The sequence below is a fragment of the Azospirillum formosense genome, from assembly GCF_040500525.1.
In the GTDB taxonomy this organism is placed as follows: Bacteria; Pseudomonadota; Alphaproteobacteria; order Azospirillales; family Azospirillaceae; genus Azospirillum; species Azospirillum formosense_A.
In genome coordinates this window covers 1,535,001-1,550,746 of record NZ_CP159403.1, presented here as the reverse complement: position 1 = coordinate 1,550,746, position 15,746 = coordinate 1,535,001, and the positions used below count along the sequence as shown (strand labels likewise).

At 69.4% G+C, this 15,746-nt stretch carries 16 protein-coding genes and 1 pseudogene (1 of these 17 only partly in view); 6 read left to right on the top strand and 11 right to left on the bottom strand.

The window, feature by feature from the left end:
• Positions 1-10: 10 nt before the first annotated feature.
• Positions 11-790: a hypothetical protein gene (locus ABVN73_RS20200; RefSeq protein ID WP_353860012.1), complete on the top strand. Its 780-nt coding sequence runs from the start codon at positions 11-13 to the stop codon at positions 788-790.
• Between the two features lie 44 nt (positions 791-834).
• Here ABVN73_RS20200 and ABVN73_RS20195 read toward each other — a convergent pair whose 3' ends face one another.
• From ABVN73_RS20195 to ABVN73_RS20150, 10 genes are all read right to left on the bottom strand, one after another.
• Positions 835-1,401: a hypothetical protein gene (locus ABVN73_RS20195; RefSeq protein ID WP_353860011.1), complete on the bottom strand. Its 567-nt coding sequence runs from the start codon at positions 1,399-1,401 to the stop codon at positions 835-837.
• Positions 1,402-1,409: 8 nt separating this feature from the next.
• Positions 1,410-2,108: a hypothetical protein gene (locus ABVN73_RS20190; protein WP_353860010.1), complete on the bottom strand. Its 699-nt coding sequence runs from the start codon at positions 2,106-2,108 to the stop codon at positions 1,410-1,412.
• A gap of 447 nt (positions 2,109-2,555) precedes the next feature.
• The gene (gene ptsP, locus ABVN73_RS20185; protein WP_353860009.1) at positions 2,556-4,328 is read right to left on the bottom strand and encodes a phosphoenolpyruvate--protein phosphotransferase; all 1,773 of its coding nucleotides are present in this window, start codon (positions 4,326-4,328) and stop codon (positions 2,556-2,558) included.
• Complete coding sequence (locus tag ABVN73_RS20180; protein WP_353860008.1) at positions 4,318-4,659, bottom strand: HPr family phosphocarrier protein; 342 nt, start codon at positions 4,657-4,659, stop codon at positions 4,318-4,320. Before ABVN73_RS20180 ends, ptsP begins: the two co-directional genes overlap by 11 nt.
• Positions 4,660-4,663: 4 nt before the next feature.
• Positions 4,664-5,065: a PTS sugar transporter subunit IIA gene (locus ABVN73_RS20175; protein ID WP_014199776.1), complete on the bottom strand. Its 402-nt coding sequence runs from the start codon at positions 5,063-5,065 to the stop codon at positions 4,664-4,666.
• A 112-nt stretch (positions 5,066-5,177) separates the two neighbouring features.
• Positions 5,178-6,101, bottom strand: coding sequence for an RNase adapter RapZ (gene rapZ, locus ABVN73_RS20170; protein WP_353860007.1), 924 nt, complete (start codon positions 6,099-6,101; stop codon positions 5,178-5,180).
• Positions 6,098-6,589 (bottom strand): HPr kinase/phosphatase C-terminal domain-containing protein, encoded by a 492-nt coding sequence (locus tag ABVN73_RS20165; protein ID WP_353860006.1) that lies wholly within the window; start codon positions 6,587-6,589, stop codon positions 6,098-6,100. The genes rapZ and ABVN73_RS20165 overlap by 4 nt, the downstream gene beginning before the upstream one ends.
• Positions 6,590-6,758: 169 nt before the next feature.
• A complete protein-coding gene (locus tag ABVN73_RS20160) occupies positions 6,759-7,172 on the bottom strand; it encodes a hypothetical protein (protein WP_353860005.1) in 414 nt (137 codons plus the stop codon).
• A 153-nt stretch (positions 7,173-7,325) separates the two neighbouring features.
• Positions 7,326-9,098: a stimulus-sensing domain-containing protein gene (locus tag ABVN73_RS20155; RefSeq protein WP_353860004.1), complete on the bottom strand. Its 1,773-nt coding sequence runs from the start codon at positions 9,096-9,098 to the stop codon at positions 7,326-7,328.
• Complete coding sequence (locus tag ABVN73_RS20150; protein WP_353860003.1) at positions 9,070-9,765, bottom strand: response regulator transcription factor; 696 nt, start codon at positions 9,763-9,765, stop codon at positions 9,070-9,072. Before ABVN73_RS20150 ends, ABVN73_RS20155 begins: the two co-directional genes overlap by 29 nt.
• A gap of 384 nt (positions 9,766-10,149) precedes the next feature.
• Between ABVN73_RS20150 and ABVN73_RS20145 the strand changes: the two genes are divergently transcribed.
• The 5 genes and pseudogenes from ABVN73_RS20145 to ABVN73_RS20125 all read left to right on the top strand — a co-directional run bounded on the left by ABVN73_RS20145 (position 10,150) and on the right by ABVN73_RS20125 (position 15,582).
• Positions 10,150-10,929, top strand: coding sequence for a DUF2470 domain-containing protein (locus ABVN73_RS20145; protein ID WP_353860002.1), 780 nt, complete (start codon positions 10,150-10,152; stop codon positions 10,927-10,929).
• A gap of 323 nt (positions 10,930-11,252) precedes the next feature.
• Positions 11,253-13,085, top strand: a pseudogene (locus ABVN73_RS20140) (phosphoenolpyruvate carboxykinase (GTP)); the annotation flags it as partial.
• Positions 13,086-13,364: 279 nt separating this feature from the next.
• Positions 13,365-14,225, top strand: a complete 861-nt coding sequence (gene motA / locus ABVN73_RS20135; RefSeq protein ID WP_353860001.1) for a flagellar motor stator protein MotA — start codon at positions 13,365-13,367, stop codon at positions 14,223-14,225.
• Between the two features lie 14 nt (positions 14,226-14,239).
• On the top strand, positions 14,240-15,232 hold the full coding sequence (locus ABVN73_RS20130; protein ID WP_353860000.1) for a peptidoglycan bridge formation glycyltransferase FemA/FemB family protein: 993 nt from the start codon (positions 14,240-14,242) through the stop codon (positions 15,230-15,232).
• 176 nt (positions 15,233-15,408) lie between these two features.
• Complete coding sequence (locus tag ABVN73_RS20125) at positions 15,409-15,582, top strand: hypothetical protein (protein WP_175428775.1); 174 nt, start codon at positions 15,409-15,411, stop codon at positions 15,580-15,582.
• Positions 15,583-15,595: 13 nt separating this feature from the next.
• On the opposite strand, the gene ABVN73_RS20120 is transcribed toward ABVN73_RS20125, so the two are convergent.
• Positions 15,596-15,746 carry the end of a peptidoglycan DD-metalloendopeptidase family protein gene (locus ABVN73_RS20120; RefSeq protein WP_353859999.1) on the bottom strand. Its footprint extends 1,217 nt past the window's final position, so 151 of the gene's 1,368 nt are visible here — the last part of the coding sequence; its start codon lies beyond the right edge, outside the window — the gene reads right to left on this strand; its stop codon occupies positions 15,596-15,598.

Genomic DNA, 15,746 nt, shown 5'->3' with positions numbered 1-15,746 from the left:
AGAGACATCCATGCTTACCGGCACGCAGTTCAACGGCACGCAACCGGCCTCCATCGCCCTGTCGGCTCTCCCCGTCCCGGCGGGTCCCCTGTCCGGCCTGCTCCAGGCCGCCCGCGACGAACTCGTCGGTCTGGCGGCCGGCCGGGGGGTCGCGCTCTCCGTCGTCTTCGACATGCCGGCGCTGGTGCGCGTCAACGAGGCCGCGGTGGCCGCGGGCTCCTGGGAGCCGATGCTCCCCGCCGCCCATCCGGCCTGCCGCTCCCTGACGCCGGCCAACGCCTTCTGGATCTGCGGGACGGCCGCCTCCGGCGACGTGGTCACCGCCCAGGCCGGGCTGCTCTACGATTGCAACGCGCAGTCCATCGGCGACCGCTTCAACGCCATGACGGTGTTCTACGACGACCCGGCCACCCAGGCTCCGGACGGTGAATGGTGCACCTGCACGTCCGACACCGCCAACAGCACGCGCGGTCAGGTGGTGTGGACGAACGCGGGGTGGACGCGGCCCGACGTCCAGGGCCGCGGCCTGTTCCCGATCTGCCAGCGGGCGAACAAGCTCGCGGCGTGGCTGCTGTGGTCGCCGACCTGGTTCATCTCGGTCGTCGACCCGGACATCGTTCCGGTGTGGGCGGAACGCAAGATGGGGCCGCGCCACATCGACCGGGAGCCGGCCATCACCTACAACCAGATCGGCCTGAAGACCCTGCCGATGCACCTCGTGCGCTTCAGCCGCGCGCAATTCCTCGGCGATCTGGCGCAGATCGCCGCGGACCTCGCCCAGGCGGCCTAATCGGGCAGCCTAATCGGGCGGCCTGACGGGACGGTCGATCCGCGTCAGGAATCGATCAGCGCCAGCAGGGCCTGCCGGCGCTGGCCCAGTGACCAGCCGAACAGGAGGTGCCGGTAATTGACCGGCGGGCGGGGAAGCCCGGTGATCACCAGATGGTTGTACACCGGCTCCCCGCCCTCCACCGCTTCCCGGTACTGCGCGTCGATGGCCCGGGCATAGGCGCTGTGCACGTCTTCGAGATGGGGCTTGCCGATGTTCTGGTCGGCCCAGCGGTCGCCGAAGACACGGCGTGTCGGGTCCCCGATATAGCGGAAGCACAGCGGCCCGCCGTCTTGCGCCGTCAGGATGACGCAACGGGGCAGCAGTCCCGTGCGCTTCAGGTCGTCGTGGAGCTCCGGTCCGAAGGTGGGATGCCGCTTCCACAGGGCGATCATCTCCAGATGCCAGTCCAGCGCCGTGCGCAAGGGCTGGCGGTGGATGTCGACGCGGGTTTCCGCCGGTTCGGGTGGCGGGTCGCCGCGGCGGCCGCGCAGGATCGTCACCAGACCCCGGCCAAGCGGCCGGGCGATGCGGTCCTTGAGAAACCCCGTCGGCGACGTTGTGATGGGCAAGGCCGCCGTCACTCCCCGACCCCTTTCCTCGGTGACAGAAACTCCGACGCCATGGCCTGATAGATCCGCCGTGCCGCGTCCAGGGCGACGCTTCCCGCCTTGGCTCCGGCGGCCAGCATGCGGTCGGTCGGCTTGGTCGGCAGAGCCTTGGGCATCGCGGCCTCGAAAGCGTCCGCCGCGTGGTCGAAGCGGGCGACGGCCTCCCGCAGCGCCAGGCACTCCAGGGTCGCCACGGCCTCGTCCAGAAGGGGAAGAAACCGCTCGGAGCCGGTCCCTTCGTTTGCCATCGCGGCGCGGCAGGCCCGCAGCGTGGCGAGAACCCCTTCCAGGCTTTGCGCGGGCGTCGCCGTCCCGGCATCCGGCGCCGGTCCCCGGTCGGCGGCCGGCCCGATCCCCGCATGGTCGGCGGCGGCCTGAAGCCGGTCGAGGAACAGGGCCACGCCCTCGCCAAGGGCCAGGGCCTTCGCGTCCTCGACGATCCCCTCCTGGCAAAGGGTGTGGGCAAGTCGTGCCTCGCGCGCCGTCGCCAGGGGCAACTGCCGGATCATCAGGCTCGACAATTCGCGGAGGCCGCCGTTCAGAAGGTCGAAGGCATGGGGGCCGTTCGGCGGGTTGGCGACCATGTCGGACATGTGTTCCGCGGCCCTGGTGAACAGCGTGTCACGCCGATCGAAGGCCGTGTTCAGATCGAAGGCAGCTTCAGGCACACCGCCGCCGTTCCGTCGTCCAGAGCGCATCCCGCTTGCCTTTCCCTGTTCCCGTAGACCCATGGTCCTGAAGACGCAGGCCCGCCAATTCTGGTCTGTCCGCCGGGAGTCACGCCTCGGCGGATGGGCGCTCCAGTATTTCACAATGGGGGGTTGTCAACAACCGACGGGATCGTTCGATTGGGGCGGGCCTCGGGTCGGAATGCGCATCAGGGCTGCGGCGGCGCGTTCGGACGGGACGGCGGAACGCCGCGCGGCCTGGAAAGTCAACCTCGACCGGACGCCGGCACCGAACCCTCCTCCGGCATCGCCTTCACCGCGCACTGTCTCCACGCCTTCGACGAGGAACTGCCCGCGGCCGCCAATTCCGCCGCTGACATCGGGGCGAAGACCGCCAAGCGAGAGACGTGAGGGTGATGAGGGCCTGATGTGGGCCGGGGGGTTGCCTCAGCCCACGGCGTTGAAGTCGTCCAGCAGGGCGGCGATCCGCCCGCTGTCGCTCTGGTCCATGATGACGCGGGCGCGGCGGGTGGCCTCCTGGAGGTCCAGTTTGCGGATTCGCCGCTTCACCAGGGGAATGGCCGGCGGCACCATCGACAGGTCGCGCACGCCCAGCCCCAGCAGCAGCGCCGTGTAGCGCGAATCGCCGGCGATCTCGCCGCAGATCGACACCGGGATGCGGGCGCGCAGCGCCGCCTCGATGGTGAACTGGATCAGGCGCAGCACCGCCGGGTGCAGCGGGTCGTAAAGCGAGGCGACCTGCTCGTCGCCGCGGTCGATGGCCAGCGTGTACTGGGTCAGGTCGTTGGTGCCGATGGAGAAGAAGTCGGCGGCGTAGGCCAGCGCGTCGGCGGACAGGGCCGCGCCCGGCACCTCCACCATCACGCCCACCGGCGGCAGCGGGTCGGCGATGGGCACGCCGCGGCGGCGCAGGCGGCGGGCCACCTGGCCCATCATCTCGCGCACGCGCTGCACCTCGGCGACCGAGCAGATCATCGGCAGCAGGATGCGCAGCGGCCCGTGGACGCCGGCGCGCAGCATGGCGGCAAGCTGCGTCTCCAAGAGCTTCGGCTCGCGCAGGCCCAGCCGGACGGCGCGCAGGCCGAGCGCCGGATTCGCCGGCTCGCCGTAGCGGCCGGCCATCCAGCCGGCCAGCTTCTCTCCGCCGACATCCATGGTGCGGGCGGTGACGGTGCGGCCGCCCATGCCCTCGACGATGGAGCGAAGGACGGTGTACTGCTCGTCCTCGTCCGGCAGCTGGTCGCGGTTCATGAACAGGAACTCGGTGCGCAGCAGCCCGATGCCCTGCGCCCCGTTCTCCAGCGCGTGGTCGAGGTCGCGCGGCAGCTCCAGATTGGCCTGGAGCGTCACCGCGGTGTTGTCGCGGGTGACCGCCGGCAGCTTGCGCAGGCCCTTCAGCTGCTCGCGCTCGCGCTCGCGCTCGGCGCGGCGCTGCCGGTAATCCTCCAGCACCTCGGGGGTGGGGTCGATGATGACGCGCCCCTGGACACCGTCCACGATGACCGTGATCCCGTTCTTCAGCCCGGCCAGCAGCCCGCCGACCCCCAGCACCGCCGGAATGCCCAGCGAGCGCGCCATGATCGCCGTGTGCCCCTCGGCGCCGCCGAGCACGGTGGCGAAGCCGGCGACGCGGCGCGGGTCGAGCAGGGCGGTGTCCGCCGGGGTCAGCTCCTCGGCCAGGATCACCGCGCCGGGATTCAACATGGAGAAGGCCTGATACTCGTGCCGCATCAGGTTGCGGATCAGCCGCCGCCCGACCTCGCGCACGTCGGCGATGCGCCCGGCGAGGTAGCTGTCCTCCATGCCCGCGAAGGTCTGGGCGATGGTGGCGATCTCCGCCTGGACCGCGGCCTCGGCGTTGACCAGCTCCTGCTGGATGCGGCGCTCGACGCCGCGCGTCAGGCGGGAGTTGGTGACCATCGCCAGGTGGGCGTCGAGAAGGAAGCCGATCTCCTCCGACGCCGAGCCGGGCAGCACCAGCGCCTTGGCCTTCAGCTTGCGGATCTGGCGGCGCGCCTTGCCGCAGGCGTCGGCGAAGCGCGCGGCCTCGGCCTCGACCTGATCGGCGGCGAGCGTGTATTCGGGAACGCGGACGGCGCCGCTCTCCACCACATGGGCCGGGCCGATGGCAATGCCGGGCGAAACGCCCAGCCCGCGCAACGACCGTCCCTGGCCGGCGGCCGGAACGTCAGTCTTCATCGAACTTGCGGGTGATCAGATCCACGAGCGCCGCCATGGCCTCCTCGGCCTCGCGGCCATAGGCGTACAGCTCCACCGAGGTGCCCGGTCCGGCGGCCAGCATCATCAGGCCCATGATGGACTCGCCCGACACCTGCGTCTCGCCGCGCCGCACCTCGATCTCGCAATCGAAGGTGGCGACCAGCTTCACGAACTTCGCCGCCGCGCGGGCGTGCAGGCCGCGCTGGTTGCTGATCGTGACGGTCTGGCAGATCTCGGGATTCCGGTCCGGAGCCTGCCCGTCAATGCCGGGGGCGCCTTGCGCGGGCGCCTTCTCGTCTGGAGAACTCATCGGGTCACCCGTCCGACAGCAGCGAGGAAGCGACGTTGATGTATTTCTGCCCGGCCTCCCGCGCGGCGGTCACGGCGTGGGTCAGCGTCTCCTGGCGGCGCACGCTGGCCAGCTTGATCAGCATCGGCAGGTTCACGCCGGCGATCACCTCGACCTTCGCCTTGTCCATGATGGAGATGGCGAGGTTGGACGGGGTTCCGCCGAACATGTCGGTCAGCACGACGACGCCGGACCCGTCGTCCACGTCGGCAACGGAGTTCAGAATGTCCTGACGGCGCTGCTCCATGTCGTCGTCTGGGCCGATGCACACGGCCCGCACCTGCTGCTGCTCACCCACCACATGCTCCAGCGCGGCGATGAACTCTTCCGCGAGGCGCCCGTGGGTTACCAGAACCATACCGATCATGGGACATCCTTCAATTCTGGAGCCTCCCCCGAAGCCACATTCTTATGGCGGCACTTATGAACGATCCCTTATCCGGACCGCTCCAACTCCCCCCGGGCCCAACCTTCGGCGGTCAGCCGGCCCGCGGGGCCTGCCGTTCCAGCTCCCGGTGGCTGATCCCGACCTTCAACCCCAGCCCGTCCAGCCACGCGGCCAGCCGTTCGGCGACGAACACCGAGCGGTGCTTGCCGCCCGTGCAGCCGACCGCGATGGTCAGGTAGCTCTTGCCCTCCTGGTTGTAGCGCGGCAGAAGCGGCTGCAACAGGTCCGTCAGATGACGGAAGAATTCGGCGAAATCCGGGTCCCCCTCCACCCGCGCCGCCACGCGGGGGTCGAGGCCGGTCAGCGGTCGCAGATCCGGATCATAGTGGGGATTCGTCAGGAAACGTACGTCGAACACGAGGTCCGCCTCGCGAGGCAACCCCATCCGGAACGAGAAGGAGGTGACGAAGACCTGCAGCGCCGCCTGGGTGCCGATCTGGAAGTTGCCGGCCAGGATGCGGCGCAGGTCATGGATCGACAATTGCGTGGTGTCGATGGTCACGTCGGCCTGCTGCTTCAACGGCAGCAGCATGGCGCGTTCCAGCTGGATGCCGTCCGGCACCGGGCGGTCGATGGCCAGAGGGTGGCGGCGACGCGTCTCGGTGAAGCGGCGCTGCAGCGTCTCGTCCCCGCAATCGAGGAAGACCAGACGCACCTCCAGCTCCGCATGGGCCTTCAGCGCCTCGACCTCCTCCAGCATGGCGTGGGCGGAGAAGTCGCGGGTGCGGCTGTCGATGACCAGGGCCAGCGGGCGCCGGCGCGGATCGGCCTGCTCCAGCAGCGCCGGGACCAGCGAGAGGCGCAGGTTGTCCACCGCCTCGTAGCCGAGATCCTCCAGCGCCTTCAGGGCGACGGACATGCCGGCGCCGGACATGCCGGTGACGAGCACGAGCTGTCCGCCCTGTCCTGGGGATCGTTCCAACGGCGGGTCCTGCAAGGGGCGTGAATCGGTCATGGCAGGTCCGGCACCTTTCCCAGCGAGCCGGCCCGCGCGGCGCCGGCGGCCAGTTTCAGCTTGGCCGGCGCCGAGGCATCGAAGGGGCAGAGGGCCAGGCGCGGCAGGGGCCGGTCGAGCAGGGCCGCGGTCTCCTCCCCGGGCAGGCGCTCCACGGCGGCGCGCGGCACCAGATCGACGACCAGACCGATCTCCGCCTCCGCGGCCGTGGGCATCGGCATGATGCCGACCCCCCGCACCTCCAGCAGTCCGGCCAGCGCCGCCGGCGCCGTCGCCATCACCCTGCCATCGTCCACGCGCAGCTCCACCCGGTCGTCGGCCACCAACAGCGCCCCCGCGTCGATCATCCGCAGGGCCAGATCGGACTTGCCGCTGCCCGACGGTCCCCGCAGCAGCACGCCGACGGGCGTTCCGCCCCGGTTGCCGCCGGTTCCATGGCCGTCCTTCCATGGGCCGACCAGGACGCAGGTGCCGTGAATCGTTGCCATGATCCCGCGAAGGTGAGGCGTGCCGCCGCTTCTGTCAATGGGATGCCGAAAATGCATCCTTTTCCCGCCCGATCCGCCTCCAATGCGCCGGTGCGGCCGCCATGGCCCGCCGACCCGCGCCCGGTTTCCCGGGTCAGCCCGGGCGGTCGCAGCCCGAGGACAGGCCCGGTCAGGGGGCTCCGGTGCGGCGGATGTCCAGCAGCTCGCTGGCCAGCGCGTCGCGGCGCCGGATCATCTCGTCCAGGTCGTCCAGCTCCGCGGCCTCCTGGCAGGCGGTGCGGAAATCCTTCTCGCGGGCCAGCCGGTTCAGCAGATGGCTGTAGCTGTCGGCGATGGTCGCCAGATGCCGCTGGGCGCCCTGGAGCGCCTGCGCCAGTTGCGTCCGCTCGTTGGCCGACGTCCGCATCATCCGGGCCAGTTCGCCCTGTTGCACGCTGGCGTCGTTGATCAGGCGGGCCAGCCGGTAACGGCGGAAATCGATCACCCGCGCCGACGCCGTGGCGGGCTCGCCGACCGGGCGGGGGGCGATCGGCTTGAGGTCGGACCTAGTGTCTGATGTGGTGTCTGACATGGCGTCTGACATGGCCCCTCTTCCGGTTGGTGACATCCGGTTGTCGAAAGGCCAGCCGTCGCGGGCGCGGGAATGACCGGGGTTGAGCATCCGCCGCACCCACGACTTTGTCCATACGTCTTTTCTCAAATTGCAACTATGCCGCATCCGCCCTGTGGAAATTCGTCAGGGGCGCGGCAGACGCACGGTGAAGACGGCGCCGATGGTCTCCCCGCCGGGGCCCAACCGGTTGGCCGCCTGGATGGTGCCGCCGTGGGCTTCGACGATCTGCTTGGAGATCGACAGGCCGAGCCCCGAATGGGTGCCGAACTTCTCGCCGGCCGGACGCTCGGTGTAGAAGCGCTCGAAGATCGCCTCCTCCTTGCCGTCCGGAATGCCGGGTCCGTCGTCGCTGACCGTCACCTCCACCGCGCCGTCCGGGGTGCGCCGCGACGCCAGCCGGACCTGCCCGCCGGGGGGCGAGAAGGACAGGGCGTTGGCGATCAGGTTCTGGAAGACCTGGGTCAGCCGCCCCTCCAGCCCCTTCACGGTCAGCGATCCGCCGGGCGGCGGCTCGATGACGACGCTCGGCGGGGCCGCCGTCCCGTCGCCGTCCTCCTCGTCCCCCTCCTCCGCGGTGGTGCGGTGGATGTCGGCGAGCGTGCGGAGCATCGCGCCGATGTCCACCGGCTCCAGCGCGGCGCGCGACAGCTCGGCGTCCAGGCGCGAGGCGTTGGAGATGTCGCTGATCAGCCGGTCCAGCCGCTGCACGTCGTCGGCGATGATCGCCATCAGCTTCTCGCGGCGGGCCGGGTCCTGGATGCGGCAGACCGTCTCCACCGCGCTGCGCAGCGAGGTCAGCGGATTCTTGATCTCGTGGGCGACGTCGGCGGCGAAGCGCTCAATGGCGTCCATGCGCGCCCACAGCGCCGCCGTCATGTCGCGCAGCACGCCGGACAGCTCCCCGATCTCGTCGCCGCGGCGGGTGAGGTCGGGAATCTCGGTGTGGCGCCCATGGCCGGTGCGCAGCCGGTCGGCGGCCTGGGCCAGCTTGCGGATGGGGCGGGCGATGGTGCCGGCCAGATAGAGCGACATCAGGACCGTGACGAGAAGCGCCACCGCGAAGACGCGCAGGATGTCGGTGCGCACCGACCGGATGGCCTCGTCGATCACCGTGCCGCTGCGCGACAGCAGCACCGCCCCCAGCACCTCCTTGTAGCGCTGGACCGGAACGGCGACGGTCAGCAGCAGGTTGGAGCGGGCAACCGGCGAGGCCAGCCGCCACACCGTCGCGCTGTTCTCGCCGGCCAGCGCGCGCTCGACGTTGGGCGGCGGGGCGGCCGATTCGGCGGCGTGGCCCGGCGGCTCGCGGTAGAGCGGCAGGTTCTCCCGGCTCGGCACCACGTCGATGAAGCGGGCGTAGAATTCGTTGACCGCGCGCGACACCGGGTCGCCGGAGGGCGGCAGCGGCAGCTCCTGGATCTCGATCTTGCCGGGTGACCCGGTCAGCACGCGGCTGTCCGACAGCAGCCGCCCGTCCGGGCCGTAGAGCCGGGTGTGCGTCTCCGTCGCCAGGGCCAGCCGGCGGATCATCTGGCGCCCCAGCTCCGGCGACAGCTCGTAGCTCTCCTGGCCCGCCTCCGGCTCGTCGGCGGCCCGCTGCACGGCGCCCTCGCCGAGCGCCGAGGCGAAGATGCGGGCCTCCGTCTCCAGCGCGTCCAGCTCCGCCTGGACCAGACGGTCCTGGTAGCGGCCGAGATAGAGCAGGGCGCCGACCAGCAGCAGCAGCGCCAGCACGTTGACGGCGAGAATCCGCAGGGTCAGCGGCGACGGCACGCCGCGCAGCCGGCGCCGTGCGGCGGCGCGGGGCGCGGCGCCGGGCTTGACGGGCGTGGTGGGGGACGGGGCGGCGCGGTCCGGCGCGCGGACCTCACTCCTTGTATCGGTAACCGACGCCATAGAGCGTTTCGATCTGCGCAAAGTCGGAATCAATGGCCTTGAACTTCTTGCGGAGCCGCTTGATGTGGCTGTCGATGGTGCGGTCGTCGACATAGACGTTCTCGCCGTAGGCGGCGTCCATGAGCTGGTCGCGGCTCTTCACATGGCCGGGGCGCTGGGCCAGCGCCTTGACCAGGAGGAACTCCGTCACCGTCAGGTCGATGGGCTGGCCCTTCCAGGTGCAGGAATGGCGGGCGCCGTCCATGACCAGCGGGCCGCGGGTCAGCAGGACGCCGGGTTCCGGCGCGGTCTTGTCGCGGGTCGCCGCCTCGCGCCGCAGCAGGGTGCGGATGCGCTCGACGAGCAGGCGCTGCGAGAAGGGCTTCTTGATGTAGTCGTCGGCGCCCATGCGCAGACCCATCAGCTCGTCGACCTCGTCGTCCTTGCTGGTCAGGAAGATGACCGGCAGGTGGCTGGTCTGGCGCAGCCGCTGCAGCAGCTCCATCCCGTCCATGCGCGGCATCTTGATGTCGAGCACGGCGAGGTCGGGCGGGCGCTGGGTCAGGCCGCGCAGCGCCTCCGCGCCGTCGGTGTAGGTGCGCACCTCGAAGCCCTCCGCTTCCAGCGCCATGGCAACGGAGGTCAGGATGTTCCGGTCGTCATCCACCAACGCTACGGTGTGAGACATGTCGTTCGCGTTCCCAATCACACGCCCCGTTTCGGCGACGGCCCGTGCCGGCGGCCAACTGAAGCGGATGGCCGGGCCGTCGATGTCGCCTACTGCGGAAGATATGGTTTCGTCTTATTTCGAAATGCGGGCTTTCCGAATGCTCCACGACGACCTATAGGCGGCGCAAAGGCATGAAAAGCCAACTTTTCGCTTTTCCCAACCTATTTGTCTGGGCCAATATGGCACCAATGCGGCGCCGGGGAAACGGTGCTGCGCGGGAGAACGCATTCGTTTCAGGGCATGAGTTCCGACGAGTCCTCCATCCGTCCGACCCCTTCGGGGCCGGGTGCCGCGGCGTCATCGGACGCCGGCGGCCAAACGGGAGGCGCCGCAAGGCGCCTGATGCGTGGTGCCGGTCTGGCGGCGCTGTCCACCGCCCTGCGCGGGGATGACGGCCAGAGTGATGGCCGGGGTGGATGGCCCTATCCCTCGCTGGTCCAGGTGGCCTTCGACCTCGACGGCACGCCCCTTCTCCTGCTCTCCACGCTCGCCGACCACACGAAGAACATCGCGCGGGACCCGCGCGTCGGCCTGCTGTTCGACGGAACCGCGGGCCTGGCGGAGCCGCTGTCCGGGCCGCGCCTGTCCGTTCTCGGGCGGGCCGAGCGCTCGGAGGAGCCGCGCCACCGCGTCCGCTTCCTGGCGCGCCATCCCGGTGCGGCGCTCTACGCCGGCTTCGCCGATTTCAGCGTCTACGCCGTGGCGGTGGAGCGCGCCCATCTGGTGGCCGGCTTCGGCCGGGTGCGCTGGCTCGACCGGACCGACCTGCTGCTGCCCGGCGTCCCGGCGGCGCTGGCCGAGGCCGAGGGCGCCATCCTGGACCACATGAACGCCGACCACGCCGACGCCTTGCGGCTTTACGCCACGGTTCTGGCCGGACGGTCCGCCGACGGCGCCGAGCCCTGGGTGATGACCGGCATCGATCCCGACGGCTGCGATCTGCGGCGCAGCGGCGAAATGGCGCGGGTTGATTTCGATCACGGCGTGGAAAACCCCGAAGACGCTAGGGTCACTCTCGCCGGGCTCGCCCGGCAGGCCCGCCAGCGCGCGGCCGGCAGTGCGCCCGGCAGCGCACCCGGCGCGGCCGATGGCCCGGTGGGTTCGGACGATCGTGACGGCTAACCACGACGCCGCGGCAAGCGGCGCGCAAAAGAGCGCAACCAGGAGAAAACGTCAGTGGACCATAACGGACCGACCCGTTGCCGTTTTGGGTTTGTGGCCCTCGGGCCACCCCTCTCTTGCCAATCAGGACATCGGGCGCGCCCGGGGGGCGCGTCGGGATGACCGCCGTCCGGCCTGCAGGCCGGGCTGCGGTGGTTTGAGCCGGCGGAACGACACCGCCACCGAACAAGGACGGCTTCGATAAGGGCCGAAAAGGCCAGCCGTCCAGACCTCCGGGCGCCGGCCCCCGATTCCAGGGGCGGCGAACCCGGAGACGAGTTGAGAGGCAAAGGATGACCGGAACAACGCGCACGCGGAACAAGAAGCTCCTGGCCTGGGTCGAGGAGATCGCGAACAAGTGCAAGCCCGAGCGGGTGCACTGGTGTGACGGATCGCAGGAGGAATACGACCGCCTGTGCGCCGAGATGGTGGAATCGGGCACCTTCATCAAGCTGAACGAGGCCAAGCGCCCGAATTCCTACCTCTGCCGTTCCGATCCGGGCGACGTCGCCCGCGTCGAGGACCGGACCTTCATCTGCTCCGAGCGCAAGGAGGACGCCGGCCCGACCAACAACTGGGTCGCCCCGGCGGAGATGAAGGCGAAGCTGGACGGCCTGTTCGAGGGCTGCATGCGGGGCCGCACCATGTATGTGGTGCCCTTCAGCATGGGGCCGCTGGGCTCCGACATCGCCCACATCGGCGTGCAGATCTCCGACAGCCCCTATGTCGCGGTCAACATGCGCATGATGACCCGCATGGGCCAGAAGGTGCTGGACATCCTGGGCGACGGCGACTTCGTGCCCTGCCTGCACTCCATCGGCGCGCCGCTGGAGCCCGGCCAGCCGGACGTGGCGTGGCCGTGCAATGCCGAGCACAAGTACATCGTGCATTTCCCGGCCGATCATTCGATCGTCTCCTTCGGCTCGGGCTACGGCGGCAACGCCCTGCTCGGCAAGAAGTGCTTCGCGCTGCGCATCGCCTCCTCGATGGGCCGCGAGCAGGGCTGGCTGGCCGAGCACATGCTGATCCTCGGCGTGGAGAGCCCGGAGGGCGAGAAGACCTACGTCGCCGCCGCCTTCCCGTCGGCCTGCGGCAAGACCAACTTCGCCATGCTGGTCCCCCCGGCCGAGTTCGAAGGCTGGAAGGTTCGCACCATCGGTGACGACATCGCCTGGGTGAAGCCGCAGCCGGACGGCACGCTGCGGGCCATCAACCCGGAGGCCGGCTTCTTCGGCGTGGCGCCGGGCACCAGCATCAAGTCGAACCCGAACGCCCTGAAGACCCTGAACGCCAACGTCATCTTCACCAACGTCGCGCTGACCGACGACGGCGACGTGTGGTGGGAGGGTCTGACCGACGAGGCGCCGGCCCACCTGATCGACTGGCAGGGCAACGACTGGACCCCGGCGTCGGGCCGTCCGGCCGCGCACCCGAACTCGCGCTTCACCGCCCCGGCGGCGCAGTGCCCGTCGATCGATCCGGCCTGGGAGGACCCGGCGGGCGTTCCGATCTCCGCCTTCATCTTCGGCGGCCGCCTGTCCAAGACCTTCCCGCTGGTGTTCGAGGCCTACAACTGGCGCGAGGGCGTCTATTGGGCGGCGACCATGGGCTCGGAGGCGACCGCCGCCGCCGTCGGCCAGGCCGCCATCCGCCGCGACCCCTTCGCCATGCTGCCCTTCTGCGGCTACAACATGGCCGACTACTGGAACCATTGGCTGGCGATGGAAGGCAAGGTGGAGAACCTGCCGCGCATCTACCGCGTCAACTGGTTCCGCAAGGACGAGAACGGCAAGTTCGTCTGGCCGGGCTTCGGCGACAACATGCGCGTCCTGCGCTGGATCGTCGACCGCGTCCGCGGCCGTGCGGTGGATGCGGCGGAGAGCCCGTTCGGCTACATGCCGCGCTACCAGGACCTGAACTGGGCCGGTCTCGATTTCGCCGAGGACAAGTTCCGGAAGATCATGGACATCGACCGGAAGGAAGCCGAGGCCGAGGCCAAGGACCAGGAGGAGCTGTTCAACCGCTTCGGCAGCCACCTGCCGGACGAGATCGAGCAGCAGCGCGTGGCGCTCCTCAAGCGTCTGGAGAAGGCGCCGGACACCTGGCGGATCGGCTGAGCCGGCCGTCGCCGAATCGTCCGAGCGCGTGAAGAGGGGCCGCCCGCGGGCGGCCCCTTTTCTTTTGCGCGCGCTACGGCGGCGGGTCGCTTTTCGGGTACTCCTTTCGTGACACGATCCTTTGTCACGGCTAGGATCGCGTCCGACGCCGGGTGATTTACAAAAACTCAAGGGATTGCTGCGTCACTGGGCCGGCAGAACGCAAGCACCCCCGCCTGGCCGGCGTTCCGCGACGCGGACCGGCCAAGGCACGGAAAATGACGCTGGAGGACGGAAGACATGTTCGTGATGATCGGCTTCGGCGTCGTGGTGTTCAGCGTCTTCGGGGGCTATGTCCTGGGCGGCGGCCATCTGGGCGTGCTGTGGATGCCCTTCGAGTTCATGATCATCCTGGGCTCCGCCGCCGGCGCGTTCCTGATCGCCAATCCAAAAGCGGTGGTGACACACACCGGCAAGGAACTCGGCCATCTGTTCAAAGGGCCAAAATACAAGAAGGACGATTTTCTCGAACTTCTCACCATGATGTATCAGGTCTTCAAGATCGCGAAGACCAAGGGATTGCTCGCCCTTGAACAGCACATCGAGAAACCCGAGGATTCACCACTCTTCCAGCAGTTCCCGAAATTCTACGGCGACCACCACGCCATATCCTTCCTCTGCACCTACCTGCGTCTGATGTCGCTCGGGGCCGACAACCCGCACGAGCTGGTCGACCTGATGGACGAGGACATCGAGACCATGCACCACGAGCACCAGCGGATCGCCGACGCCATCCAGGCGGTCGCCGACGCCGTTCCGGCGCTGGGCATCGTGGCGGCGGTGCTGGGCGTGATCCACACCATGGGATCGATCACCGAGCCGCCGGAGGTTCTGGGCAAGCTGATCGGCGGCGCGCTGGTCGGCACCTTCACCGGCATTCTCGTCGCCTACGGCTTCCTGGCGCCGATCGCCAGCGGCCTGAAAAACATCTACCACGCCGAAGGGAAATACTATCAGGCGATGAAGATCGGCCTGATCGCGCATTTGTCCGGCTACGCGCCGGCCATCTCGGTCGAATATTCGCGAAACGTGCTGGAGCCCGAATACCGGCCGAGCTTCGCCCAGGTGGAAGAGGCCACCTCGGCCCTGCCGCCCGCCTGAGGCCGGCCCCGCCCATGCCGTCACCGATTTCCAGCGAAGGCGCCGTCACCATCCTGTGGAACGAGGGGACGGTGGGTGAATGGGGCGCGCTCTTTGCCCGCGTTCCCCGCTCCACCCTGCCGCAGTGCTTCGCCTACGCCGGCGCCATGGGGCGCACCCACGGCTTCGTGCCGCGGCTCGGCCTGATCCGTCGGGACGGCGCGCCCATCGGAATCGTCCAGCTTCTGGAGCGGCGCACGCTGCGCCTGTTCCACCAGCGCCAGATCCATCGTGGCCCGCTCTGGCTTGACGGGGCGGAGCCGGATCTGGGGACTCAGGAGGCGGTTTTCCGCCTGCTCCGCCGCGCCTGTTCCGACAACCCGCTGAACCGGGCCAGCCTGCTGCCGGAACTTGCCGCCGGGCCGGAGGCCGAGGCGATGCTGCAACGCTGCGGCTTCCGCCGCTTCGGCCCCGGCTACCGCACGGTCTGGCTCGACCTGTCCCGCGGCGAGGAGGAGTTGCGCGCGGCGATGGCCCGCGACTGGCGCCAGCGCCTCAAGGGGGCGGAAAAGGCCGGTCTGGTCATCGACCTCGACTGGGAGGCCAAGAACCTGCCCTGGCTGATGAAGCAGGAGCATGAGCAGGCCCTGACCAAACAGTTCCGCCCGATGACCGGCGCGCTGGCCGTGCGCATCCGCAACGGGCTGCTGAAAGGCGGCGGGAAAGGCGACGGGGTGCTGATGGCCGCCGCGCTGGAGGACCGTTCGAAATCCGCCGCTCCGGCGGCGAGCGCGCTCTTCTACATCCATGGCGGTTCGGCCACCTACCAGATCGGCTGGTCCAGCGAGTCGGGGCGCAAGAGCGGCGCGATGCGGCTGGTGCTGTGGCGGGCAGCGCTGGCGCTGAAGGCGCGCGGCGTGGGCTGGCTCGACCTCGGCGGCATCAACCCGGACAGCGCGCCGGGCGTCACGGAATTCAAGCTGGGGACCGGCGGCCAGGCGGTGGAGAGCGTCGGCCTGTTCCGTTAAAGCGGATTGCAATCCGCTTTGGATCGCGACGGCGGTCCCGGCCGCACATGCGGCCGAAGCCCGCCGGCAAGTGAGGCGATGTGAGTCTAAAGCGAACGGAAGTTCGCTTTAGTGAAGGGACCGTTGAAAGACGGCGCCGACTGTCTCATCCTGGTTGCGAGTGGAAGGAGCACGCCATGGCCGACAACGACATGAAACCGGAAGAGGCGCAACTGGCCATCGCCAAGGCGGCCCAGATGAAGCCGCAGGTTCAGGCCATGCGCGACCGTCTCCGCAAGATGGCGGACGACGAGGAGAAGGGCGTCCAGATCCTCGCCAGCGCCATCCGCCGCTTCCTTCACCAGGAGTAGGCGGGGCGGCGCCTCAGCAGGTCGTCGCCTTGGTGCAGCCCTTGTCCTCGTGCGTGCCCGGGGTGCGGGCGAGCTGGAGACCGCTGCGCGCCTGCTCGAAGGTCTTCTCCAGCGACCGCACGGTCTGTTCGAAGGCTTGCAGCTCACGGCCCTCCAGCTTGTCG